The sequence below is a fragment of the Bacillus sp. JJ675 genome, from assembly GCF_036963165.1.
In the GTDB taxonomy this organism is placed as follows: Bacteria; Bacillota; Bacilli; order Bacillales; family Bacillaceae; genus Bacillus; species Bacillus glycinifermentans.
On record NZ_JBALMR010000063.1, the window covers coordinates 25,323 to 49,140 of the forward strand.

Annotated in this window: 25 protein-coding genes and 1 other annotated feature; of the genes, 19 read left to right on the top strand and 6 right to left on the bottom strand. The window is 46.1% G+C overall.

The window, feature by feature from the left end:
* Positions 1-1,193: sodium-dependent transporter (locus V7126_RS16430; protein ID WP_335497744.1), on the top strand; the 1,193-nt coding region annotated here is incomplete at its 5' end.
* Between the two features lie 23 nt (positions 1,194-1,216).
* Here the strand turns inward: V7126_RS16430 and V7126_RS16435 are convergent.
* Together V7126_RS16435 and V7126_RS16440 are read right to left on the bottom strand one after the other, a co-directional pair.
* Positions 1,217-2,059, bottom strand: coding sequence for a superoxide dismutase (locus tag V7126_RS16435; protein WP_335497746.1), 843 nt, complete (start codon positions 2,057-2,059; stop codon positions 1,217-1,219).
* Positions 2,056-3,948, bottom strand: coding sequence for a terpene cyclase/mutase family protein (locus V7126_RS16440; protein ID WP_335497748.1), 1,893 nt, complete (start codon positions 3,946-3,948; stop codon positions 2,056-2,058). The genes V7126_RS16435 and V7126_RS16440 overlap by 4 nt, the downstream gene beginning before the upstream one ends.
* A 141-nt stretch (positions 3,949-4,089) precedes the next feature.
* Between V7126_RS16440 and V7126_RS16445 the strand changes: the two genes are divergently transcribed.
* The 4 genes from V7126_RS16445 to V7126_RS16460 all read left to right on the top strand — a co-directional run bounded on the left by V7126_RS16445 (position 4,090) and on the right by V7126_RS16460 (position 7,331).
* Positions 4,090-4,599 carry a MarR family winged helix-turn-helix transcriptional regulator gene (locus tag V7126_RS16445; RefSeq protein WP_335497796.1) on the top strand — a complete coding sequence of 170 codons (510 nt, stop codon included), beginning with the start codon at positions 4,090-4,092 and terminating at the stop codon, positions 4,597-4,599.
* Positions 4,593-4,811: a binding site (T-box leader), on the top strand. Its footprint overlaps the gene before it by 7 nt.
* Positions 4,812-4,915: 104 nt before the next feature.
* Positions 4,916-6,088: a tyrosine--tRNA ligase gene (gene tyrS, locus V7126_RS16450; protein WP_335497797.1), complete on the top strand. Its 1,173-nt coding sequence runs from the start codon at positions 4,916-4,918 to the stop codon at positions 6,086-6,088.
* Between the two features lie 275 nt (positions 6,089-6,363).
* Positions 6,364-6,774 (top strand): cytidine deaminase, encoded by a 411-nt coding sequence (locus V7126_RS16455; RefSeq protein WP_335497749.1) that lies wholly within the window; start codon positions 6,364-6,366, stop codon positions 6,772-6,774.
* Positions 6,775-6,794: 20 nt separating this feature from the next.
* On the top strand, positions 6,795-7,331 hold the full coding sequence (locus V7126_RS16460; protein ID WP_335497752.1) for a GNAT family N-acetyltransferase: 537 nt from the start codon (positions 6,795-6,797) through the stop codon (positions 7,329-7,331).
* Between the two features lie 135 nt (positions 7,332-7,466).
* On the opposite strand, the gene V7126_RS16465 is transcribed toward V7126_RS16460, so the two are convergent.
* Positions 7,467-8,951 (bottom strand): aldehyde dehydrogenase family protein, encoded by a 1,485-nt coding sequence (locus tag V7126_RS16465; RefSeq protein ID WP_335497754.1) that lies wholly within the window; start codon positions 8,949-8,951, stop codon positions 7,467-7,469.
* Positions 8,952-9,227: 276 nt separating this feature from the next.
* Between V7126_RS16465 and V7126_RS16470 the strand changes: the two genes are divergently transcribed.
* From V7126_RS16470 to V7126_RS16500, 7 genes are all read left to right on the top strand, one after another.
* Positions 9,228-9,431 (top strand): DUF6501 family protein, encoded by a 204-nt coding sequence (locus V7126_RS16470; protein ID WP_046129546.1) that lies wholly within the window; start codon positions 9,228-9,230, stop codon positions 9,429-9,431.
* Positions 9,432-9,497: 66 nt separating this feature from the next.
* Positions 9,498-9,647 (top strand): YozQ family protein, encoded by a 150-nt coding sequence (locus V7126_RS16475; protein WP_335497756.1) that lies wholly within the window; start codon positions 9,498-9,500, stop codon positions 9,645-9,647.
* A gap of 269 nt (positions 9,648-9,916) precedes the next feature.
* Complete coding sequence (locus V7126_RS16480; RefSeq protein ID WP_046129545.1) at positions 9,917-10,261, top strand: PH domain-containing protein; 345 nt, start codon at positions 9,917-9,919, stop codon at positions 10,259-10,261.
* A 698-nt stretch (positions 10,262-10,959) separates the two neighbouring features.
* The gene (locus V7126_RS16485) at positions 10,960-11,334 is read left to right on the top strand and encodes a DUF2294 domain-containing protein (protein ID WP_046129543.1); all 375 of its coding nucleotides are present in this window, start codon (positions 10,960-10,962) and stop codon (positions 11,332-11,334) included.
* A 172-nt stretch (positions 11,335-11,506) separates the two neighbouring features.
* Entirely contained in the window at positions 11,507-13,039 is a 1,533-nt protein-coding gene (locus V7126_RS16490; RefSeq protein WP_335497759.1) for an NADH dehydrogenase subunit 5, read from the top strand.
* Complete coding sequence (locus V7126_RS16495) at positions 13,036-15,651, top strand: DUF2309 domain-containing protein (protein WP_175075062.1); 2,616 nt, start codon at positions 13,036-13,038, stop codon at positions 15,649-15,651. Before V7126_RS16490 ends, V7126_RS16495 begins: the two co-directional genes overlap by 4 nt.
* Positions 15,652-15,668: 17 nt before the next feature.
* Positions 15,669-16,157 (top strand): carbonic anhydrase, encoded by a 489-nt coding sequence (locus V7126_RS16500; RefSeq protein ID WP_335497761.1) that lies wholly within the window; start codon positions 15,669-15,671, stop codon positions 16,155-16,157.
* An 86-nt stretch (positions 16,158-16,243) separates the two neighbouring features.
* Here the strand turns inward: V7126_RS16500 and V7126_RS16505 are convergent, their stop codons facing one another.
* Together V7126_RS16505 and V7126_RS16510 are read right to left on the bottom strand one after the other, a co-directional pair.
* Positions 16,244-16,477 (bottom strand): hypothetical protein, encoded by a 234-nt coding sequence (locus V7126_RS16505; RefSeq protein WP_216898579.1) that lies wholly within the window; start codon positions 16,475-16,477, stop codon positions 16,244-16,246.
* Positions 16,478-16,481: 4 nt separating this feature from the next.
* Positions 16,482-16,742, bottom strand: coding sequence for a hypothetical protein (locus V7126_RS16510; protein ID WP_046129540.1), 261 nt, complete (start codon positions 16,740-16,742; stop codon positions 16,482-16,484).
* Positions 16,743-16,810: 68 nt separating this feature from the next.
* On the opposite strand from V7126_RS16510, the gene V7126_RS16515 reads away from it, so the two are divergent.
* Both V7126_RS16515 and gerPC read left to right on the top strand, forming a co-directional pair.
* Complete coding sequence (locus V7126_RS16515) at positions 16,811-17,293, top strand: Hsp20/alpha crystallin family protein (protein ID WP_175075063.1); 483 nt, start codon at positions 16,811-16,813, stop codon at positions 17,291-17,293.
* Positions 17,294-17,590: 297 nt separating this feature from the next.
* Complete coding sequence (gene gerPC, locus V7126_RS16520; protein ID WP_335497765.1) at positions 17,591-17,959, top strand: spore germination protein GerPC; 369 nt, start codon at positions 17,591-17,593, stop codon at positions 17,957-17,959.
* Positions 17,960-18,087: 128 nt separating this feature from the next.
* Here gerPC and V7126_RS16525 read toward each other — a convergent pair whose 3' ends face one another.
* Complete coding sequence (locus V7126_RS16525) at positions 18,088-19,260, bottom strand: oxalate decarboxylase family bicupin (protein ID WP_046129538.1); 1,173 nt, start codon at positions 19,258-19,260, stop codon at positions 18,088-18,090.
* A 139-nt stretch (positions 19,261-19,399) separates the two neighbouring features.
* Between V7126_RS16525 and V7126_RS16530 the strand changes: the two genes are divergently transcribed.
* The 5 genes from V7126_RS16530 to V7126_RS16550 form a co-directional block, all read left to right on the top strand.
* Positions 19,400-19,888, top strand: a complete 489-nt coding sequence (locus tag V7126_RS16530; protein WP_046129537.1) for a TraR/DksA C4-type zinc finger protein — start codon at positions 19,400-19,402, stop codon at positions 19,886-19,888.
* A gap of 140 nt (positions 19,889-20,028) precedes the next feature.
* Positions 20,029-20,655, top strand: a complete 627-nt coding sequence (locus V7126_RS16535; protein WP_046129536.1) for an FMN-dependent NADH-azoreductase — start codon at positions 20,029-20,031, stop codon at positions 20,653-20,655.
* A 646-nt stretch (positions 20,656-21,301) separates the two neighbouring features.
* On the top strand, positions 21,302-21,703 hold the full coding sequence (locus V7126_RS16540) for a 6-pyruvoyl trahydropterin synthase family protein (protein WP_046129535.1): 402 nt from the start codon (positions 21,302-21,304) through the stop codon (positions 21,701-21,703).
* 229 nt (positions 21,704-21,932) lie between these two features.
* Complete coding sequence (locus V7126_RS16545; RefSeq protein ID WP_157759340.1) at positions 21,933-22,934, top strand: bis-aminopropyl spermidine synthase family protein; 1,002 nt, start codon at positions 21,933-21,935, stop codon at positions 22,932-22,934.
* Between the two features lie 12 nt (positions 22,935-22,946).
* A partial coding sequence (locus V7126_RS16550) for a carbamoyltransferase N-terminal domain-containing protein (RefSeq protein WP_335497770.1) occupies positions 22,947-23,818 on the top strand: 872 nt, incomplete at its 3' end.

Sequence of the window (23,818 nt, forward strand, 5' to 3'; positions counted from 1 at the left end):
GGCTTCCGTTATTATTGGCTGAATTTATCATCGGCAGAAAGACGCAAAAAGACGCCGTTGAATCATACAAGGAGCTTGCGCCCGGCTCGCTGTGGCATTTGATCGGGCGGCTCGGCATCGTCACGTGCTTTATTCTGCTGTCTTTTTACAGCGTCGTCGGCGGCTGGATTATCATTTATATCTTTAAAGGACTGACGGGAGAACTTTCAAAAAATACGGATTATGCGAACCTTTTTGGACAAACGATTGCAGATCCGTTTCTCGTCCTTGTCAGCCAGCTTATCTTTATCATCATTACAATCATTGTTGTGGCAAAAGGAGTCAGCAGCGGAATTGAAAAAGCGAGCAGGTTTATGATGCCGGCCCTTTTTATCATTTTTCTGATCTTGATTGTCCGCTCGGTCACGCTGCCGGGGGCAATGGAAGGAATCGAGTTTTTCTTAAAGCCTGACCTTTCCCGCATAAAAGCCGAGACGGTGCTGTTTGCCATGGGGCAATCCTTCTTCTCTTTGAGCGTCGGGGTGTCTGTCATGGTGACATACAGCGCTTATTTGTCCAAAAAAGAAAATATGGTGCAGTCGGCCGTTTCGGTCACATTGTTAAACGTGTCAGTGGCGATTCTTGCGGGATTTGCGATTTTCCCTGCAGTGTTTTCATTCGGTTTATCTCCTGATGCGGGGCCGATGCTTTTGTTCAACGTGCTTCCGTCCGTATTCCATCAGATGCCGTTTGGAATTGTCTTTTTATTGGCGTTTCTTATCCTGTTTTTATTTGCGACGCTCACTTCAGCCTTTTCGATGCTTGAAATTTTGGTCTCCGTTTTGTCAAAAGGGGATGCGAGAAAAAGGCGGATCTTTGCCTGGACTGGCGGCATCGCGATATTTCTGTTCGGAATTCCTGCAGCATTATCGTACGGAGTGCTTCAGCATGTCACGATTTTCAACCTGTCAATCTTTGATGCGTCAGATTATCTCGTCAGCAACATATTAATGCCGATCGGCGCCTTTTTAATCGCCGTTTTCGTTCCGCTGAAAATACCGAAAGACGAGCTGTTTGCCGAATTAAAAGAAGGCTCTAATCTCAAGCGAAAATGGTTCGCCGTCTGGCTTCTATTAATCCGCTACGTGGCGCCAGTCGTCATCATCATTGTCTTTTTAGATGTAATCGGAGTCTTCAAATCCCTAAACTTTTGAGTTTAGGGATTTTTTTGTTCCGGTCAGTAGGGTTCCCACAGGACGCGTTTCGCCTGCGCAAAGCGCCTTTCCGGCTCCCGCCAGTCTACGACGTTCCACCAATTGTCCACATATTTCGCTTTTTCATTTTGATACTGGAGATAGTATGCGTGTTCCCATACATCAAGCGGAAGGAGCGGGATGACGTCCCATTGGCTCATCATCTGATGTTTTTCTGCAATCAGAATCTCGAGGCGATGCGCGCGCGGTGCCCATACGAGTATTGCCCAGCCGACTCCTTCGACATGTTTGGCGGCTTCTGTAAAATGCTCCTTAAAGGCAGAATAACCGCCGAACGATCTGTTGATCATCTCCAGCAGTTCGCCGGACGGCCTTCTTTTGCCTTTCGGATTCATCGCATACCAGAAAATCGTATGCAAATAGTGTCCGGCTCCGTGAAATGCGAGCTCTCTTTCCCAATGGTGTACAAGCTGGTACTGTTTCGTCTGCCGCGCCTTTTGCAGTTCCCGTTCCGCTTTGTTGAGACCGTCGACATAGCTTTGGTGATGCTTTGTATGATGAAGAAACATGATCTCTCTCGAAATATAAGGCTCAAGGGCCGAATACGAGTACGGAAGCCTTGGCAGACGATGGCCGCCGATCGGAACCATCCTGTACGGCTGGCGGTTCTCTTGAGCGCTGCTGCGGCAGATGGCCTCATAAACGGCTTCAGCCTGTTCATACCATTCCTGCTCAGTCGCATCGGCATCATCCAGCGATCGAAACAACCCATCTAACCGGCTTTCCAAAGAAGGATCATGCTTCACCTGTTCCTTCAGACGGTTGGCCCAAGACGCCAGCTCCTCTTTGTATACGTCTCTGTTCAATGTTTATCCCCCATTTCCATTTGTTTAATAAACGCGCTTACAGCCAGCAGAGAAAACACGAAGGGATAGCTGTGGTAGCGAATGTAAAATTGCTTCGGAAGTCCGATGCCCGTCGGATAAACGATGTGCTTAGGCTGATGCCGGCTTTGATCGATGAGAAAACGGATTCCTTTTTGAATATGCGGTTCGAGCGGGTCCGTATATTGCAGCAACGCGTCGAGCGCCCATGCACTTTGAACGATCGTGCTGTGGGGAAGGGGTGCAAACGTTTTGATTTCACAGCTTTTGCACGATTCGCCCCAGCCTCCGTCACGAAGCTGAATAGACGCAAGCCAGCGCAAAGCTTTTTGGACAGCCGGATCGTCCGCCCGGGCGCCGACTGCTTTCATCCCGGTCACTGCCGCCCATGTTCCGTAAATATAGCAGACGCCCCAGCGGCCGTACCATGAACCGTTTTCCTCCTGATTGTGGTAAAGCCAATGGAGCGCCCGCCTGATGACGGGATGGTCCTCCCTGTAACCCGCCTTAAGGCCGAGCAAATGCAGAACGCGGCCTGTCAGATCGGCGGTTGACGGATCGACTGCAGCCTCATTCGCCGACTCGATCGGCAGACTTCCGATCAAAGGATGGTTAACGTTTTTTTCAAAGGCCGCAAAACCGCCGTCCCTGTTTTGCATCGACAAGAGCCAGGCGAGTCCCCGGTTCCAGTCGGCCGTTCTTCTGTTAAAAGGTATCGCTTTTAACGCCGCTGCTGTATCGTCCAAATCCGGATTGTTCGTGTTGATATTCGAAAATCCCCAGCCGCCCGGCGTTGCATGCGGATTGAAAACGGCCCAATCCGCTTTTTTGGCATGCTGCCTTTTTTCCAGATAGTCCGCCGCAGAGGAGACGGCAGAGCTTTTTCCGGGCATTCCGGCTTCCTGCATCGCAAAGCTTAATAATGCTGTATCCCAGACGGTTGATGTTGAATTTTCCAAATAAAGGCCATCGCCTCCTCCGCACGGAGAAATCAGCCCCTTTACCCCGCTGATCGCTCTTTTGATTACGGGTGCGTGTTTTGAGATCCCGAGTGAAAGCAGACTGTAAATCATAAATATCGTCGCGCTCGCATAGCTGTACAGCGTACCATCTTGTTCGATTCTGTCCAGCATGTATTTTTTTCCTGCTTCATACCCAAGGTTGTGAACATAAACCGGCCCTTTTAAAAGTTCTTTCCATTGCAGGTTGAAGGGGTAATAGCGCCGTTCATGAAAAGAGCGGATGCTGAGCCACTCCAGCGGATTTTTTGACATGTTTTCATCCAGGTGGCGCAGCGAGCCGATCTGCTCGTTCTTCAGCGAGTATTTTTTATTTAGTGTGATGGCCATCGGAACGAAATGAATTCTCGCATATGTGCTCAAATGATAGAAATGCAGCGGGAAAACCGGAGGAATCAGCAAAAAAGACAGCGGCAAATACAGTCTCGGCCACGGATACAATCCGTTTGCTGCAAGCATCCATTTCGTCATGAAGTGGACGCGTTTTAATCCGCCTTTGGATTTAATAAACGCCTCCGCTTTCTGCATATGCGGTTCATAGCGGTTGTACAATCCTGAAGCCAGCATGCCGGTATATCCCTGCACAGTCGCCGTCAAATTTCCGGCTGTCTCATCCGGATAATTTCGGAACGTCCCGTCACCATCTTGCTTCGACCTGATTCGTCTGGCAAGAGCGGAGATTAGAGAAGGGTCATGATCCCCGAGAGAAGTCAGCAGAAGAATCAAAAAACTGTTCGTCATGACAGACCCTTCAAAACAAAACCTCCACGATCCGTCGGGCTTCTGTTTGTTTAAAAGTTGTTCAAGAGTCTTTTGCCTGAACGCTTTTACCTCTTCCAGTAAAGAATGCATTCTTCTCATCCCCTTCATATTAATCTATTCGCCTGCATGATTCGTCATGCATCATGATAAAGAAGCTGTTGCATGTCAGAGGCATTTCTGTTAACATCGTTTCATAGCTAACGATTTTGAAAATTAAAGGAGGGATGTGTGATCCACGTATTTGATGAAGACGGAACATTGCTTCCGGAAGAAAAGGATGCCATCAATGCATTAACCAAATTGCCATTAAAGGAGCTCAATTTAGAGGCGGTTGCCGTTTGTGCCAATTTATACCGCACAGCACAGCTCCTGAAGAATAAAATGGAGCAGGAGGTTCTCTCAGAGCATCGATTGTCATGGACGGCGTTTTCGATCCTTTATGATTTATGGGTATGGCGGTCAATGGAGACGAAAAGGCTGGCGGAAACATCGGGGGTCAGCAAAGCGACAGTCTCAAATATCACGAAAACCTTGGAGCGGAAAGAGCTCTGTTATCGGAAAACCGATCCAAGGGACAGGAGAATCGTTTACGTCGCCATTACCGAAAAGGGGAGAGAGGTAATGGAAAATCTGTATCCCCGCTTTCATCAAGGCGAAACCGAGCTCGCCGGAAGTCTTGAAAAAGAAGAGCAAAAGGTCATGGCCGGCCTGCTCCGAAAAATCATCAGAAATAATGAATAGCGATGATGGGGTCTTAGTAGTGATGGTTTCCCTGTATCAAGAGAGCCGGTGGACGGTGTGAACCGGCACAAAGATCATCATGAATTACCGCCCTTTGAGCTTTCTTTGTGAACAAAGAACGGGCGGACCGTTATACCGAATGAGCGGAAGAACGATCATGTTCTTCAATTAGGGTGGTACCGCGTGCAATCGGCAAAAATCACGTCCCTTTTCACAGAAGGGATGTGTTTTTTTTATTTTTAAAAAGGAGGAAATTAACGTGAGTCATGTTTTGGAACAGCTTTCAGAAAGCCAAATCAAAGAAGTAAGGAGGCAAATGGAGATCTACACGCAAGGAGCAGAGGACATCATACCGGCCGAGGATCTTGAGCTTAAGGTTGCCAAATCGGTCGTTTCCGGCAGGCCGTTGAACATTAAGCTTGGTCTTGATCCCTCAGCTCCGGACGTACACCTCGGCCATACCGTCGTTTTAAATAAGATCAGGCAATTTCAGGAAAACGGTCATAACATCCAGTTGATTATCGGTGACTTCACAGGGAAAATCGGCGACCCTACAGGCAAATCGGCCGCCAGAAAGCAGCTGACAGATGAAGAAGTAAAGCATAATGCCCGAACGTATTTTGAGCAATTTGGGAAAATCATCGATATGGAAAAAGCGGAACTCCACTACAACTCAAAATGGCTGTCCAGGTTACATTTTGAAGACGTTATAAAGCTCGCCGGAAAAATAACGGTGGCACGGCTTTTGGAAAGAGACGATTTTGAAGAGCGGCTGGCGCTCGGAAAACCGATTTCGCTGCACGAATTTTTTTATCCGCTCATGCAGGGATACGATTCTGTTGTACTGGAGTCGGATGTTGAACTTGGCGGAACGGATCAGCATTTCAACGTCTTAATAGGCCGGCATTTTCAAGAAAAATTCGGAAAAGAGAAACAGACTGCCATACTGATGCCTTTATTGGAGGGGCTTGACGGGATCGAAAAGATGTCTAAATCGAAGAACAATTACATCGGCATTGATGAAAGTCCGAATGACATGTACGGAAAGACGATGTCCATCCCTGATCAATTGATCACAAAGTATGCTGAACTTGCAACAGACCTTTCGGCTGAACAAATCAAACAACTTCAGGCAGACCATCCGAAAGACGCCAAAATGTTTTTGGCGGGAACGCTTGTTAGAATGTACCATGGCGCTGAAGCAGCAAAACGAGCCGAACAGCACTTTACCGCAGTTTTTCAAAAAGGAAGCCTCCCTGATGAAATGCCTGAAGTTCGCTGGCAAGGCATAAAACACATCCCGGTCATCGATTTGCTCGTTGAATTAAAGCTGCAGCCTTCTAAAAGCGAAGCCCGGAAGATGATCCAAAACGGCGGGGTGAAAATTGCCGGAGAAAGGGTCGATGATCTGCAGCAAACGGTTATCGTTAAAGACGATTTAATCGTACAAGTCGGAAAACGAAAATTTGTAAGGTTAAAAGTTTCATAAAAAACAGAAACGGCGGCTTTGAACACTGGAGTTTCAAGCCGCCGTTTTGTCTTTCATACACGGAAAGCGGAGGACCGATTAAACAGGCGATTGTCGGCGGTGTTTCTGCTCAGGAACCTGAAATCGTTCGGAACGGATCCAAAAGAGGAAGGGGGCGGCCATCGCCATTAAACGAAGCCTGTAAAACTTGTTTACCCCGTGGGAAAAATCAGGTATCGTTTAAAGGGATACATATACAAGCTGCACCGGACACACAAATAATGGAGGTCAAAAAAATGAATGTAGAACAAACGCTGTATGAAGCCGCTGTTGAGCTCATTAACGCAAGGTACCCTTCCGGATGGGGCGGAGCGGCCGCGATGTATACGGAAGACGGTAAAATCCTCACGAGCGTTGCACCGGAGGTCATCAACGCTTCTACAGAATTATGCATTGAAACAGGCGCCATTTTAGAAGCGCACAAGCTGGGCGCGAAGATCACGCATTCCATTTGCGTCGTCAGAGATGATGAACATTCCGGATATAAAGTGCTCACGCCTTGCGGGGTATGCCAGGAAAGGCTCTTTTATTGGGGGTCTGAGGTGAAAGCGGCTGTTACCGTCCCTGACGGCGGCCTTGTCTTTAAAGCATTAAAGGAGATTCAGCCGTTTCACTGGTCTGCTGCATATCAAGAAACTGATGCGTAATCAAGGGGAGGAGAGTCTATATGGAAAGAGGCCGAACCGTTTACTTAAGACCCGTCAGGAAAGAAGATATGAAGAGCTTCTACAGAGCCGTCCAGGATGATGACATCAGGTATATGACCGGAACAAGACGCGTCTTTACAATGGACGAATTATATGATCATTACGAACGGATCACAAATGATGGCACACGTTATGATTTTGCGATTTGTTTACAGGGCGGCGATGAGACGATCGGCGATTTGTCGATTTTGGACATCGACCGGGTCAACCGGAAAGCCGGATTCAGAATTGCGCTCCACGGCCGGGACCATTTCAACAAAGGGTACGGCACTGAAGCCGTTAAACTGGCGCAGCAGTTTGCTTTTGAGAAGCTTCAATTAAACCGGCTTCAGCTCGAGGTGTTTTCTCATAATATCCGGGGTGTGAAAGCATACGAAAAAGCCGGGTTCAAAAAGGAAGGAACGTTGAGGGAGGCCCTTTATATGAACGGTCGATATTCAGACGAAATCATCATGGGGATCCTGAAAAAAGAATATGACAGGCGAAAAAGCGATTGACTTCTCCCTGTTTTTAAACAGCAGAGGCCGGGGCGCGGCAGCAACAGCTTGAAATGAGCCGAAACAAAGGATAATTCCGAACAAAAAACACCGTCCACAATGTGAACGGTGTTTTGCCTTGGTGGAAAAAAGATGCTACTCCATACCGATCCATACGCTTTTCACTTCAGTATAATTATCCAAAGCGTATGATCCCATTTCCCGGCCGAGGCCGGACTGTTTATAGCCGCCGAACGGCGATGCCGCGTCAAACGCATTGTAGCAGTTGACCCAAACGGTGCCTGCTTGCAGGCGGTCTGCTATATAATGGGCGTTTTTCACGTTTTCCGTCCAAACACCGGCGGCAAGCCCGTATTCCGTCCGGTTGGCGCGTTCGATGACTTCGTCGACCGTTTCATAAGGGATCGCGGCCAGGACAGGGCCGAATATTTCCTCTTTTGCGATCGTCATGTCATCCTCAACATTCGTAAACACGGTCGGAGAGACGAAATATCCTTCCTCATAAGGGCATGTTCCGCCGGCGGCAATTTTCGCGCCTTCCTGGCGGCCTTTTTCAATATATGAAAGAACCCGTTCATGCTGTTCTTTGCTGACAAGCGGTCCCATTTGCGTATCTTCGTGAAGCCCAGCACCCTGACGAATGGATTTTGCATATGCGGCCATTTCATCGATGACTTTATCGTATTGGTCTTTATGGATGAATACGCGCGAACCTGCACAGCACACCTGGCCCTGGTTGAACATGACGCCGGTCAGCGCTCCCGGAATCGCTTTTTTCAAGTCTGCATCAGGCAGGATGATGTTCGGCGATTTTCCGCCGAGCTCGAGGGTGACGCGCTTGACGTTTTTTGCCGCTTTTTCCATGATTTTTTTGCCGATTTCGGTCGAGCCCGTGAATGCCAGCTTATCGACCAGCTTGTGATCTGTAAGCGCTTCCCCGGCCGTTTCTCCGAAGCCCGGGATGATGTTGATCACGCCCTTTGGAAATCCGGCCTGATCGACGAGCTCGGCCAGATACAGGGCGGAAAGGGGAGTTTGCTCAGCAGGCTTTAAGACGATTGTACAGCCGGCTGCCAGAGCTGCACCCATTTTCCACATCGCCATCAGGAGCGGGAAGTTCCAAGGGATGATCTGCCCGACCACACCGACAGGCTCATGGCGTGTATAGTTAAAATAAGGTCCGTTTACAGGAATCGTTTGTCCGGTTATTTTCGTCGCCCAGCCGGCGTAATAGCGCATGTGTTCAATTGACATCGGAATATCCCCTGCGGATGTTTCGCTGATCGGCTTTCCGTTGTCAAGCGTTTCAAGCTGGGCCAATTCGTTCTTGTGTTCCTCCATCAGATCGGCGAGTCTGTACATGAGCCGGCTTCTCTCGGCCGGGAGCATCGTCCGCCATTCCCCGTGATCAAAAGCTTCCCTGGCGGCTTTTACCGCTTTGTCGACATCTTCAGGGCCCGCTTCATACAATGTAGCGAGTGTTTCTCCCGTGGCCGGGTTTGGGGTTTCAAACGTTTTGTTTGAAGCGCTCGCTACAAATTCTCCGTTAATGTAAAGCTTTTTCGTTCCCTGCAAAAATGACTCCAGCCTTTTACTGACCTGCATCGTTAAAGAACTCATGTTTGTGAAACAAACCTCCCTTAAAATTTTGGTCTGTCTTCTTGTGAGTTATTCCTGGTGCTGGTGTGATTGGTGGTTGGATCAATGAGATGCCGAAGGTGGGGTATATTGCTGATTTTGGAATCGTACACCACTATTCTATAACAGAAAATGAATTGAAATCAATATTCATTTGCAGTTTAGAGAAGGAGCCGCCCTGGACGGTGCATCGTTGCAATTCGGCAAAAAAACGCTACAATGGAATTTATACATCGTTTTTTAAAAGGAGACATCAGTATGATCCACGAAAAATGGCACAACAACAAAACGTTGAAAAAAGTAACATGCATTCACACTGACGCAAAAAAATACATTGTCGACAGAGCTTTGACCGTAGGGAAAACGTATGAAGTCAAAAATGAAACGGAAGAATTTTTATTTATTATCGACAACACCGGCAAAGTGGGCGGCTATTACAAAGAATACTTTAAAGAGGTCTGAGGGCTGAATGATTCTCCCAACGATCATCAATACTAAAAGATGATCACGATTGAAAGGGTGAATCTGGTGAAACAAAACCGCGACCAGGAAATTCGGGAGCTCCTTCAGAAAGAAGCCGGCCGCAACGATAAAGCAGGAGCGGAAGGCATGGCTGTAACAGAAGAGCAAGTGTCCGATACGCATATGGAAAGCACGATAGAAGGCGAAGATCGCTGAACAAAACCGCAGGATAATCATTTCCTGCGGTTTTGTGCGTCTTTTGTCAGGCACGGGATGGCGAACTAAAAAATCTGAAAAAAGTTGAAACCTTTAGTTCTTGTTACGCGTATTAACTGGTAGATAAAAAACATACATAGAGAGTTAAAGAAATGTAATCTGCTCGTAATTGTTTATAAAACGGTGTTATCGTATTCTAAATAGTAACGAAGAGATCCTTTTGCCTTGTGCATTAACATAAATTAGATATACAGAAAGAGGGGTTTTGATTGGGCGTTTTTTCAGCTAGCAAAACAGCAGACGGCAAAAAATTTGAACCGCTGCTTATTGAAGGAGAAAAGATTGAATCTGTCTGCAGACTAAGAATTGATCAAATTTGTTTTACCAACAAGCGGATTATTTTTTTTGACAACAAATTATTTTCCAAAAAGAAAGTCCGTGTTTTTCTTCCTTACAAGTCAATTGAAGGCTTTGCAATCAGGGAAGTCAGCATGTTCAATCCTGATTCCTCTCTTTCGCTCATGACAAGCAGCAAAGTCTTTGATCTGGAGTTTACAAAGGATACCGACATGCTTGAAATTCAAGCGCTTTTGTCAAAATACTTATGCGCATAAAGCGATGAAAGGCCTGTTCAAAAGAACGGCCTTTTACAATGCCGGCGTGGAATCAATAAATCGGAATCAAGCCGAGAACCGACAGGGACGATGAGCTGATAAGCTTCTCCGACACCGCAGTTTAATTTAGCCGACTGATCCACAGCAAGTGCAGTATTTTGATGTTTTGCTTTTCTTTTTTCTGTTTCAGAGGCTGATGAATTGCAGCATTGATAACATGAAACGATTTCTTTAACAGGATTGTTCACTTTATATAGCTCTATTCATACCGATTTCCGAAATCGTGTTGATGCTATCAAAGAGGTCGCTGTCCATGGCATGAAAAAATTCCTGTGCCAGGATTCCAGGACACACTTTTTGCGTTGTAAAATTTATTGCTTTCGTATCAGCTTCATAACGGCCGAGGACATTGTCTCTTTCCCTTGACCTAAAATATGCCTTTTCCATCCAAAAACAATACGGTATTGACATTATAAATCTTAAAAGCTATGATATTAAAAAAAGTAATCCGTAAAATCAATAATCGCAATCTCATGCAAAAAGAGCTTTAGCATTCGGTTATAATGCCATTATGACCGCGTGAAAAAGTGTTCTTTACCATGCATGGCATAAAGATTTTGATAGGACGGTATATTTCATTTTCCCTATATTTATGTATGAGGAAAAGAAATATACCGTTTTTTTAGGAGGATATAACATTGGAAAAACAGAAATTGACGAAAGGGTCTTTGGAAGCTGAAATCAGCAAAGCCTTAACCCAATGGGAAAAAGACTATTTGGGACGGGGGTCCGTGTCTGTCAAAACAGATATTCTCAGAAATATGGTCATCGTTTCATTGAACGGCATTTTAACGCCCGCCGAGTACGAACTTTGCAGTACAAAAGAAGGGCTGTTATCGGTCAAAAGAACCCGCTCCGGCTTGGTGGAATCGGGCCGGGAACAATTGAACCGCATTATGAAAGAGCTGACCGGTGAAGATACAATCAGCTTTCATACGGATATCAGCACGCGCACAGGCGAGCGGATCATGGTGTTTAAATTGGCAAATGACCTGCAAAAAAAATTCTCATAAAAAACGGAAGATCTTTAAAACATGTATATGAGTTAAAGATAAGCCGGTATTATTCAGGAAGATGGCTGAAGTGGGCCGATCTTGAATATACCGGCTTTTTTGCGTTTGTAGAAAGGAAGGCAAGACATGAAACAATATGTTCTTTTTCATCATGCCGACGGAGGGATACCGGGTGTTTGATGTGCTGGATTCTTTATTTTGGCTGAAAATATTTTTCGCGTCGCTTGCGCTTTGTTTCATCAGCGCATTGCTCGTGCTGAATCCCAAGGTTCCATTGCCATTTGTGCGGATTCATGCCAAGGTCATCGCTCTGCCTCCGCTCACCGCGCTGGCGGCCTTATTGACGGCAAATCCCGGCCACGCTTCAGCTCCTTGGCACTTGGATTCGCTGGCCTGGCTGATCGCCTTGTTTGTCTTAACCATCGGTTTCATCGTCCAGCGCTTCTCCGTCCGGTATTTGTTCGGGGACCGGTCCTACCGTAAATTCTTTTTGCTGTTGACGCTAACGACAGGTGGGGCTTCATCCGCTTGGCTTAACGATGATCTTCGCTGGCTTCTCTTATGCTGGGGAATCACTCTGCTCGGCTTGACGGCGCTGATCGGTTTAAACAGCGCATGGAAGGCCGCGAAAAATGCCTCTATGTATGCGGGCAGGATCTTTGCGCTCAGCTGGCTGGCTATAGCGGCAGCGGCTCTTTGGCTGTCCTTGGCGACGGGGCACTGGCAGTTATCATCCGCCATAGCGGAAAAAAGCCTTGCACAGATCAGCTCATGGGAGAAAATCGGAATCGGCCTCCTCGTCATCTTAACGGTGATGATTCCTGCAGCGCAGTGGCCGTTTCATCGCTGGCTGCTCGATTCGGCGATTGCGCCGACTCCGGTTTCCGCGGTCATGCACGCTGGACTCGTTAATGTCGGGGGCGTCATGCTGACTCGTTTTGCACCAATGTTCAGCGGTGATGGATTGCAGCTGATTCTGCTCGTTCCGGCCGTCCTTTCAGTCTTACTCGGAACAGGCATGATGATCGTCCAGGCGGACTACAAGCGGCAGCTCGCATCTTCAACGGTCGCACAGATGGGGTTTATGCTTATTCAATGCGCACTAGGCGCCTATATCGCAGCTGTTATTCACCTCATCTTGCACGGGCTGTTCAAAGCCGCCCTTTTCCTGCAAGCCGGATCAGCGGTTCGCCGTTATGAACATTTCGCATCTAAACCGGGAAGGCTGGCTCTTCCTTGGAGCATGACAGGAGGCGCCTTGGCTCTTGCCCTCGGAATCGGAATCTGGGTTACAAATGCGGATGATGGCTATCAATTGATCAGCGCCCTTGTTTTAGGCTGGTCACTGTTTGTTGCTTGGAGACAGCTTGTCACAGCCAGTTACGGACGAGTCGCGCGAATTGCCGGACTGTTCATTTTAACGGGGGCCGCGCTCGCGTTTGCCATCATTCATTTTGTTTTGCACGGGCTCCTGAAGGAAGCTGTTGTTCAGGGGACACATCCGTCCGCAATGGCAACCGTTTTAACGGCAGTCGTTTTGTTATCCGGCAGTGCAGCCGGCGCCTTGATCGTTCGGCAGCGCTTTGCATGGTCCGGCGCACTTTATCTGCGTCTTGTAAAAATGAGTGAGCCTCATTTCGATTCGGTCGAAGAACGGCCGGGTTATCTTGACCAATATCTTACTCAAGGAGGTCGTCAATCATGAAAGCAGCCGCATCTACATTGTCTAAACAATCGATCTTCAAATATGAACATCAGACCGCTGACATTAATATTGATGAATTGGTTCAATCAGCTGCACGGGTTATTGCGCCGCTGTGGCCTATTGAAACCTTTGCTGCGCGCCATCCATGGATGGGGCTGGAACAACAAACATTCGAACAGACGGCGCGGCGGCTTAAACAACAGCTTCTTGTCGATATCTACCCAAAGCCCTCCATGTTCCATTCCGCAAAACAGCGTGGAGAAATAGATAAGGCGATTCTTAAAGAAAAGCTGATGGATTGGCTCGATTCACACCAGTCCGGCATGACGAGGGAAACAGCGGCAGCGTTTTGTAAAGCCGCGCTCAAGCTCGATGAAATACCCGAACAGCTATTGTCATCCAGTCAAGTCAAAAAGCTCGCCAAACAAGCGGCAGGCTGGATGATCGAAGAACAGGAAACACGATTCGTCAAACCGCTAAGCGTTTTAGCCGGGCAAAAAACAGCTCACCTCCTCGACCGTCATATGATTAAATGGTCAAAACTGTACCTTGATGAGTCACAATCGGCATGGCGGCTTCCTAATCGTGAGAAAGGGTTTTACAGCGCATGGAGGCGGCTTATTGAACATGATCCCGCCCTGTCGCGTGCTGAACGCCTGCGGCTGAACGGGTGGCCGGAAGAGCCGCGGGAAGCTTTGAAAAGAGCACTCCGGGCGCTTGATATTTCTAATGGAGACGTCCAGGACTACTTTGAAGCCCATTTGCTTTCTCTGCCGGGCTGGGGCGGGATGATGCTCTGGCGTTCCCGGCAATCGCGGGACGAAGAAGGGCTGTTGCTCGAGTATCTGGCTGTCCGGCTTTCAATGGAATGGATGCTTGTTGAGCCTTATTTGCCATTCTCTGTGCCAAAGCCTGACAAGGAGATGCAGTCGGTTCCTCTGATTGCGGCATGGCTGCATTGGGGCGGTCTCACTTCTGAAGAATGGCTCAATCTTTCCGCAGCAGAGCAGCAAGCCCGTTTCACACTCGCCCGCCGTTTTGATGACATCACGCGCCGTCGCCTTTGGCTGGAAGCGTGGGAGCAAACATACGCCGATGAGATAAGGAAGCTCACGGCTAACAAACCTGCAGCCGCCGAAAAAAGTGAACCGGTGATGGCCCAGCTGGCATTTTGTATTGATGTCCGTTCAGAGCCGTTTCGCCGGGCATTGGAAAAGTCGGGGCCTTTTGAAACGTATGGAACGGCCGGCTTTTTCGGTCTGACAATCGAAACGTGCGAACTTGGCAGCAAACACTGCCACAGCTCCTTGCCGGTCATTCTCAAACCGCAGCATCGAGTAAAAGAAACAGCGGAAGAATCCAGTTTCAAATCGTATCAAGAGCATAGAAAAGCCGCAGCTTCGCTAAGCTCTGCCTTTAAAACAATGAAACAGAATCTATTGGCGGGTATGCTGCTTCCCGAAGTGAGCGGCCCCTGGCTGAGCCTGCAAATGGCAGCGCGCAGCCTGGCTCCCCGCAAAGCGGGAAAAGCTTTCCGAAAAGCGCGGAAGTCATGGCTGAAGAAGCCTCAGTCAAAGCTCTCGCTTGATCGTATAGAAACGCCTGAAGCCGGCATTCCGCTCGGTTTTACGGAAGATGAAAAACACTCGTATGCAAGACAGGCATTGCAAATGATGGGGATCACAGACCGGTTCGCTCCGCTGGTTGTCATTTGCGGACACGGGAGCAGAAGCACAAATAACCCTTATGCCTCGTCACTGGACTGCGGTGCCTGCGGGGGGGCATCAGGCGCTTTCAACGCACGCGTCCTTGCCGCTTTATGCAATCTTCCAAGCGTCAGACAAAGGCTCCGTTCCGACGGCATATTGATTCCGGATGATACAGTATTTGCTGCCGCAGAGCATATTACAACATTGGATGAATTGCATTGGCTTTATGTACCTGAGCTTCCGCCTAAAGCCAAACAAGCGTTCGACCTCATCGACTCGGCCCTTCCCGATGTGAGCCGCACAGTCGGAGCGGAACGCTTAGCCGATTTGCCTCAATTCGGATATAAAAATCCCCGGAATGAAGTTGAACGCTTAGCCGAGGATTGGAGCGAAGTCCGCCCAGAATGGGGACTGGCCCGAAACGCTTCATTCATCATCGGCACACGCCGGCTTACGCGAGAAGCCAACCTTGAGGGAAGGGCTTTTCTGCACAGCTATGACTGGCGGAATGACCGGGACGGTTCCATCCTCGGCAATATCATTTCAGGTCCGGGGACGGTGGCCCAGTGGATCAATCTGCAATATTACGCGTCAACCGTTGCACCGCATTATTATGGAAGCGGAAATAAAGCGACCCAAACCGTCACTTCCGGTCTTGGCGTTATGCAGGGAAATGCAAGCGATTTGCTGGCAGGCCTCCCTTGGCAGTCTGTCATGCTGTCAGATCAAGAGATTTATCATGCGCCTCTCCGGCTGCTTGTTGTCATTGAAGCGCCACGTGAACATATCGAGCGGCTTCTTGAAGAGGATCACAGCTTCCGTCGAAAAGTGGAAAACGGCTGGATTATCCTTGCTTCGATCGATTCGCACGGGAACTGGGTGAACTGGACAAAAACAAAATGATGAATGAGGTGAATATAATGGGGATAACAGGAAATGAAAATGTGTTGTTAATTACCGGAATGGAGGATACGCTTGAACAATCAATCTGCCGTGCGGCAGCGATTCAGCCGGAGAAAGTGCTCGTTTTAAAAAGCGTATTCCCTCACATTTCCCAGCCATACAGCGATTTCATGAGAGATATTATCACTCTTGTCTTCCAAAAAAAAATCGGGGAAATCTTAATTGTTCGATCCAAAAATGAACAGGCGGCTGATATCGACCTTGAGAATTTCTTGTTTAAAAATCCGCAATTAAAGGATAAATTACAGACCATCGATTACCTTTTTCAACACGGCAACCCGGAATTTCCATTCAGCAGCCTGGATGAATGGGGAAAAAACGTTGCTCAAGGAATACAACAAAGCGTCGACCTGATTCGGCGGCACCCTTTTATCCCTTCGCATGTCAAAGTCCGCGGTTTTTTAATAGATACGGAACATGAGGAATTAACAGAAATTAACGCTTAATGGAAAAATGGAGCCGGGTCCACCTTCGGCTCCATTTTTCTATACAAGCTGACCACCCGTTATTACGGGTAGTTATTAATCGCCCTTTATACGACGCTCGATTTGCCGGCATTGGAATCGATGAGATCAGAATCCAGCACAGAACCGACAGGGACGATAAGCTGAGTAAGATCTCCGTTTTCTTCTCCAAAACCGTAGTTTAATTTGGCTGACAAAAAGTAATCGATCTGCTGATAAGGACCTACCGTGACAGAAGCGCCTCTGTCGACTGAATTGATTTTAAAAGCTCCCAAATTAATCATTGCCGGTGAAAACATCAAACCATCATCCCTTTCCCGAAGGCAGATTGGAACGGGACTCAAAAAGGGCCGGTGAATCGAGCTGATCTCTGTCATCCACATGGCTTTTCGTTCCCAAGAACCCGCTTTCATCCCCGAAATTTTGTCCGTAGCCTTGGTTTTTCTTATCCGAGTTTTGCCACTCCGCCAATAAATTTTGTCCGACATTCACTGCTGAAGCATTTTCAAAGGAATTAATTTTCAACATGAAAATATTAATATTGATATATGGAGCTGGTTGCAACACAAGCAAACCTCCTTTTTACAGTTTTATGCCGAACCTGTTCACAGTATTTGAGGAAAGGGGGCCATCTATTGGATGCAGATAAAATGAAGCAGTGGCTTGATCTTGCACAGACATTATACGGAGGAGAATTTTGGAAAACGGTTTTCGATGATGAACAGGGAAAGGGCTTTACAAACGGTCATCCCAATTTTCCTTTTCAGACGGGCGTTCAGCAGGAAAAAGAGCGCAAATCTGATTTTCCACTCATTGATATAGTTGATACGTTTGATGAAATACGCTTTTTAATATATCTTCCCGGTTTTCGAAAGCAGGATGTCGAACTCCTGTCATATGAAACTTACTTTATTGTCAGAGGGAGCAGAAAGTCTTATTTTCCCGAAGACAAATTTAAACAAAGGGAAGGAAAGTATGGCGAGTTCGAAAGGAAAATCGATCTCGATATACCGATAGACGGAAATGGCCGCATACATGCCGTTTTTAAAGACGGAATTTTATATGTCACCATTCCTAAAGATCAAACAGAAGCACGCTCGATTACGATCCGGGATTAATCTTTATCGAGTTCGCATCAGAGACATCGCAGTCATTGACTGAACTGACCGGGACGGCAAAAACCGAGCCGCAGGAATTGTTTTGTCCAAACCCTTGATTCTTGTTGACAACAGCAGCTCTTCTTATGATTTCGGCCGAGCCTGTATGAAACGAGCTCGCGTTCAAGCTGTTTATTTTGACGGCATGCAGATGAATTTGAGTAGGCAGAAACAGTCGGATCACCTCTTTCTATATTGTTAGGTAATGTATATCAATATCTCTTTAGCGATAGAACAATGAAAAGGAGCCAGTTCACAATGCTAAAAACATTATTCAAACCGCTGATCAAAAAAATCTGCCAGGAAGAAATGAAGGAATTGAAAGAGAAAGTGCTGGCCTTGGAAAAGGTACACCATAACAAACAAGATGAACACTGCTGCACAAGGGATATTCGGATAGAAAACATGCGTGTCGATAAGATTGAATACAATATCGAATTCGGAGAGCTTGAAATCGAAAGTCTCAGCGGAAAACTGAATATCGGCGCCAACTATCCGCTGTCAGCAAAATGGCTGGAAGATGCGCAAATTCAAAAAGAGCCGGCGAAAAAACGCGACGCAAAAAACGAACGCCCCCAGCCCGAGATCTCGCTCCGTCCGCGGACATTCAAAGGAGACAAGCATTGATAAAGACGGGAGAAGGACATCCTCCCGGTTCGTTTTATTTTTTCCTGCAAAATGTGTTCGATCCATAAAAAAACGGGGCTCTCATTCGATAAGCCGCCGTTCTTCTTGCACCTGCGTGTTTGAGAGCTTCACGCCTGTCCGTCTGTTCCATATTTAACGACAGGCCATTTCTCTTTCCGCAATGCGTTCATCAGCTCAGGTCCAACGTGCAGGTGTTCCTCCACAAGTTCTTTTGGCGTCAGCGCCATCCATTGGTTCAATGAGATATCTGCAAAGCGGCTGCTCTTGAATATTTCTAAAAACCACAGGCTGTCTGTGCCCGTGTTTTGAATATAATGGCCCATGGCAAAAGGTACATACCCCACATCACCAGCCCGATAATTAAACGTCCGTGCTGTGCCGTTCGCCGCGAATACGGTCATCCGTCCGGTACCTGTGAGATAATACTGCCATTCATCATTATTCGGATGCCAATGCATTTCTCTCATTCCGCCAGGCTTGATTTCGACGAGCGCGGCAGCGATTGTTTTCGAAATCGGAAAGTTGGAGGAATCAACGATTCTTACCGTCCCGCCCGGCGTGACGATCGGCTTCTGTTTCAGAAGCCGGTATGCAAAGCTTTTCGGCACAGTTCCATAGGGATCAGGCACCTTTTGGCTTTCAAGCGGACCCGGCACCTTTGTTTGAAAAATGTAGCGCTGTTTGTCAGGGATGCGGGCAAAGGCGCTTTCGCTTACACCGAAATTCGCGGCTAAGACATCCTTTGGTGTGTGTGCGAACCAATCGGTAATCGTGAATGTGTCGAATTCGGAGAATGTCCCGTCGTCAAAGACGAGGAGGAATTCGCAGCCATCTTCAAGTCCTTGAATCGAGTGCGGGATTCCGGCGGGGAAGAACCATAAATCTCCAGGGCCGACATCTGCGATAAAGTTCCGGCCATTCTGGTCGACAGCGGTAATGCGTGCATGGCCCAAAATCATGTAAGCCCATTCCGATTGCTTATGCCAATGCAGCTCGCGTACACCGCCTGGAGTCAGCCGCATATTAACCCCGGCGATCGTCGTTGAGACCGGCAGCTCTTTAACCGTTATTTCGCGCGACCAGCCGCCGTGTTTTAACTGCATGTGGGTGTCCGAAAAAGAAAATTTTAAATTGGGGATCGACCCGGCATCTGTAGCCGGAGGAACGAACATGTCGGGATTCTCAAGATCCCGCATGACGTCACGGGGGCCAAAATCGGTCGCCCCGGCGCCGTCTTCCCTGATCGGATGGGGCACCTGAGTTCCGGGTGTTTTTTTCATAGAAAATGCTCCCTTCGCTGGTCTTATATCATAACAGAAGTTTATGATGCGGCTGTCGAAAATATATCAAATCCTTAACACACAGCGGTGTTTCAAGTCTCACATACCGGGAAATAAAAAACAAAGGAGGGGATGAAGGATGCCGCTGACAAATGAGCAAAAGGAACAGCTCTACCATAGATTAATGGATTTGAAAAAAAGTCTTTCAGACAGAGAGGCTCCTGATCAGTCGATGACAGAAGAAACGGGTGAATTATCAAACGGAGTGGATAATCATCTTGCCGACCACGCCGGAGTCTATTTTGAACGAATGAGGGAGCAAACCTTCGAGCAAACGGACAGAAACGTATTGCAGGAAGTAGAAGACGCTTTAGAGCGGATGGAAGACGGAACATACGGAATATGCGAAAAAACAGGCAGGGAAATACCTTACGAACGCCTTAAAGCCGTTCCATATGCAAGATATGTGATTGAAGCCCAGAGAGAAGCAGAAAAAATAAACGAATCAGGGGCAGCAGATGACAGGGAGTTCAGCCGGCAAATGAGAGACCTGACCAACAAAGAAACGATGGATCAAAAACATTCCTACACCTATGAACGGCTTGATCAAGAGCAGGATTCAAAATAGCGCACCCGCAGAAGGCGGGTGTATTTTTTTGATAGAAACATATTTTGAAATAAAAATAAATCAGTTGACTTTCTGTTTAAAAGAAAGTAACATACTATTTGTAAGTAAATAATGAAACGTTAGCACAGGAGGTTAACAATATGTCTAAAGTATTATTTGTCAAAGCAAACGACCGCACAGTTGATGAAGCGGTATCTGTAAAACTTTACGAAGCATTCCTTAACAGCTATAAAGAAGCTCATCCAAACGATGAGGTCACTGAGCTCGACCTTTATAAGGAAAACCCTCCGTACCTTGGCCGAAACGCGATCAACGGAACGTTCAAGGCAGGAAAAGGCATGGAATTGACTGAGGAAGAAAAAGCGGCTGCGGCTGTTGCGGACCGTTATCTTGATCAGTTCGTTAAAGCCGATAAAGTCGTATTTGCCTTCCCGCTGTGGAACTTTGCGGTTCCAGCAGTGCTTCACACTTACATCGACTATCTGTCCCGCGCAGGAGTTACGTTTACATACACTCCTGAAGGACCTAAAGGATTAATGGGAGACAAGAAGGTTGCCCTTTTAAATGCAAGAGGCGGATTCTATTCTGAAGGCCCGATGGCAGCAATGGAAATGTCATTGAACTACATGAAAACCGTTATGGGATTCTTCGGTGTAGAAGACCTTCATACAGTTGTCATCGAAGGACACAACGCTGTTCCTGACCAAGCGCAAAAAATCATCGAAGACGGCCTCGCTGAAGCTAAAAAAGTTGCGGCTGCGTTTTAATCCGGAAATCTTTTAATCTAGTACATCCCTTAGATATTGGATATCTCTTTACAGGATCCAATGATTTTCTAAGGGATGTATTTTTTATGAGCAGAATTGCTCTCAAAAGCAGCAGGATTTCAAATGCTTTGATTTTTAAGGAAAAACGACAATTTTTACCTTACTTCGACAAAACGACGGTGTTATATTGCAATTAGATACATTTTATGATAACAATGGAAAATTCTTTGAATTGTAAAGTGAAAAGACACTTTTGATACGCCTCGCTTTGTACAAGTGTCAATTCGTTTCAAAACAAATGAAACGTCAGCAAACAGATGTATCTTTATTTGCCATCCATGCAGCAAAACCAGTTTTTAAAACAACATTCTTCAAAAAATGTATTTGTCTTCGAACGACGCTTACATCCTTCAAGCCTAGAATTTAAACTAAAATCAATAAATTCTATCCTCTTTGAAATGCACAGTTATTTTTCATCACGATAAACACTTTATTGTTTCCTTAACAACCATTTTACGTAAAAACCACAATTAAATATCGGAATTTTCCGATAATAATTTGTAGAAATGAAAAATGCACCTATTCATTGCTTTTTAATTCCGAAAATCAAAATGTATAAACATAGTATAAAGAAGGGGATAAATCTATGAGTAATCAATATATCTATACGTTAACTAAACATTTCTGGATTTCTTGCGCCCATAAAGTCGCCGGTGCAGGAAAATGTGAAAGGCTTCACGGCCATAACTACAAGGTGATCTTTTGCATTACCGGTTCAGCATTAGACGAAAAAGATATGTTAATAGATTTCCGTGAAGTGAAGCACCATTTAGAGAAAAAGTATGACCATTATGTGCTAAATGATTTTGACGAATTTAACAAAGTAAAAGGAGGATATGAGCCGAGCACCGAAAGGGTCGCTCAAGTTTTTTTTGAGATAATAGAGTCATTATGCAACGCAAAGAGGAATCAACCGCATGTTAAATGGGTTGAAGTTCAAGAAACCAATGAAGCCAGTGCGAGATACGAAAAACTTGAAAGGAGGTGATCATGTGGAAAAAGAAATCGTGAAAAAAGAAGAAGATCAAATTTCTGAAGATTTGCTCTTAACTGACGAATTGGAACTTGAAGAAAAAGAACTTTTTTTAACCAACGCTAAGACGATGTAACAAAAAATGGGATCTGCAAAACAAATCGTTTTGTAGATCCTGATAATGATAGGGTGTGATCTTATAGACATTTTAAAAAAATGCTATGAAGATTTTTTAAAGATAGATATGGAAACAGAAATCGGACATCTTCTTAAACATAAGCAGGCTGAAAAAATAGTTGGCATATGGAACTTATGGAGCAGCATCAGCTTCTCACAGTTTGAAAAGTATGTGTGGCGTTGCATAAATAAAGCAAAAAAAGTTCAAGACGTCATCAATATAACCGGAACGGTGCACATCGCCATAAATCTCCTCTACGTTTTAAGGAATCACCAACTATGTAAAGTGAGCAAAAATGGCGAAATCGAATTTTCAAATAAACTGATGAACTTTGAGGTTGCTGCTGATCTGGCAAATGCGGTTTTTCCGGAACGGATAAGAAACAAAAAAGAACATGGACAGTTTCAAGCAACATGGACCACTTCGGTTAAGCGTGCAAATATAATTTTTGAGCAGGTGCCTCCGTGGAAAGATGTATTTTTTTGCGGCGATGATGATTTAACAAGCCTTGCTCTTGCTCAAATCAGCGGCAACGCATTTAACATATCTGTAGGTGATATAGACAGCGATCTCGTGTCCTTTATCGAATCCAGCAGCAGGCGGGAGGGGCTGCAAATTGAAACATTCGAATTTGATGTCACATATGAAGCCCCTGACAGGCTTAAAAAGAAATATGACGTTTTCCATTGCGATCCCCTCGATCATGGGCAAGGCATAGATTTATGGCTGCAGAGGGCGCAAGAAGTATTAAAAGGCAAACCGGGGGATTTGATTTATCTGAATATTAGTGCGGACCGTCTCGGACAAAGAGAGTATCTTTTATTCAAGCATCTGCACGAGATGGGTTTTTACTTGGAGGAAAAACATAAAAATTTTAGCAGCTATCAAGTGGAAGAAGAACCTTTTTTAAATACGGAAAAATTAAATGAGGAAATAGAAAAAATAAACATTGAGTACAGCGCAATAAAAGATTTATATATCCATACAGATCTATATGTTTTCATCAGAAAAGCGGTTAGACCAATTTTTCTTCCGCAGGAATTTATGGAGATTAGAAGGAAAATATAATGAGGTGTTTTAATGTACGTGCTAGGTATAAACGGCTGGGATAAAGGTGTGCATGATACGAGTGCAAGTTTATTTTATCAAGGAAAATTGCTCGCTGCCGCTGAAGAAGAGCGATTTGTAAGAAGAAAAAAAGCTTTTGACACAGTACCCGTTCATTCTATATCTTATTGCTTGCACGAAGCAGGTATTACAGCAGATGAAGTCGACTGCATAGCATTAGGCTGGGATGTGGAAAAACTTGAAATGGAGTATGGCGGCAAACAAGGGCTGACATCTAAAGATATCATGCATTGTGTTTTTCCTAAAAATATGTTCCCGCGGAAAAAAGACCCCGCACTACAAATGTATCCCCATCATCAAGCCCACGCGGCTGGAGCATACTATAGTTCCGGATTTGATGATGCAGCAATACTTGTAGTAGACGGTTCGGGCGAGGAAGAGTCCGTCACAATCGCAAAAGGTGAAAAAGGGAAAATCGATTATCTTGAAGTGTACCCTTTGGAATGTTCCTTGGGAATCTTTTATGAGGGGTTGTCAAAATATATTGGTCTGGGCAGATTTAGAGAAGGAAAAACAATGGGCTTGTCTTCTTATGGGGTATGGGAAGGGGACGTCCCGTTAATTGTCAACAAACATGATGGATATAGAAGAACTTATAATCAAATTTTAAAAGATTGGGTACTTTACTTTTATAAAAAGTTCGGCGAAAAGGTAAATTCAGCACATTATGTCTACGACCACAAAGAGGCTAAACTATACGATCAACTTGATGCATTATCTTATAAACATGTGGCAGCTTTTGGGCAAAAAGCATTGGAAGAGAATCTGATTTACCTGGCCAAGAGGGCGATAGAGCTTACCGGCTGCTCTCGATTATGCATTTC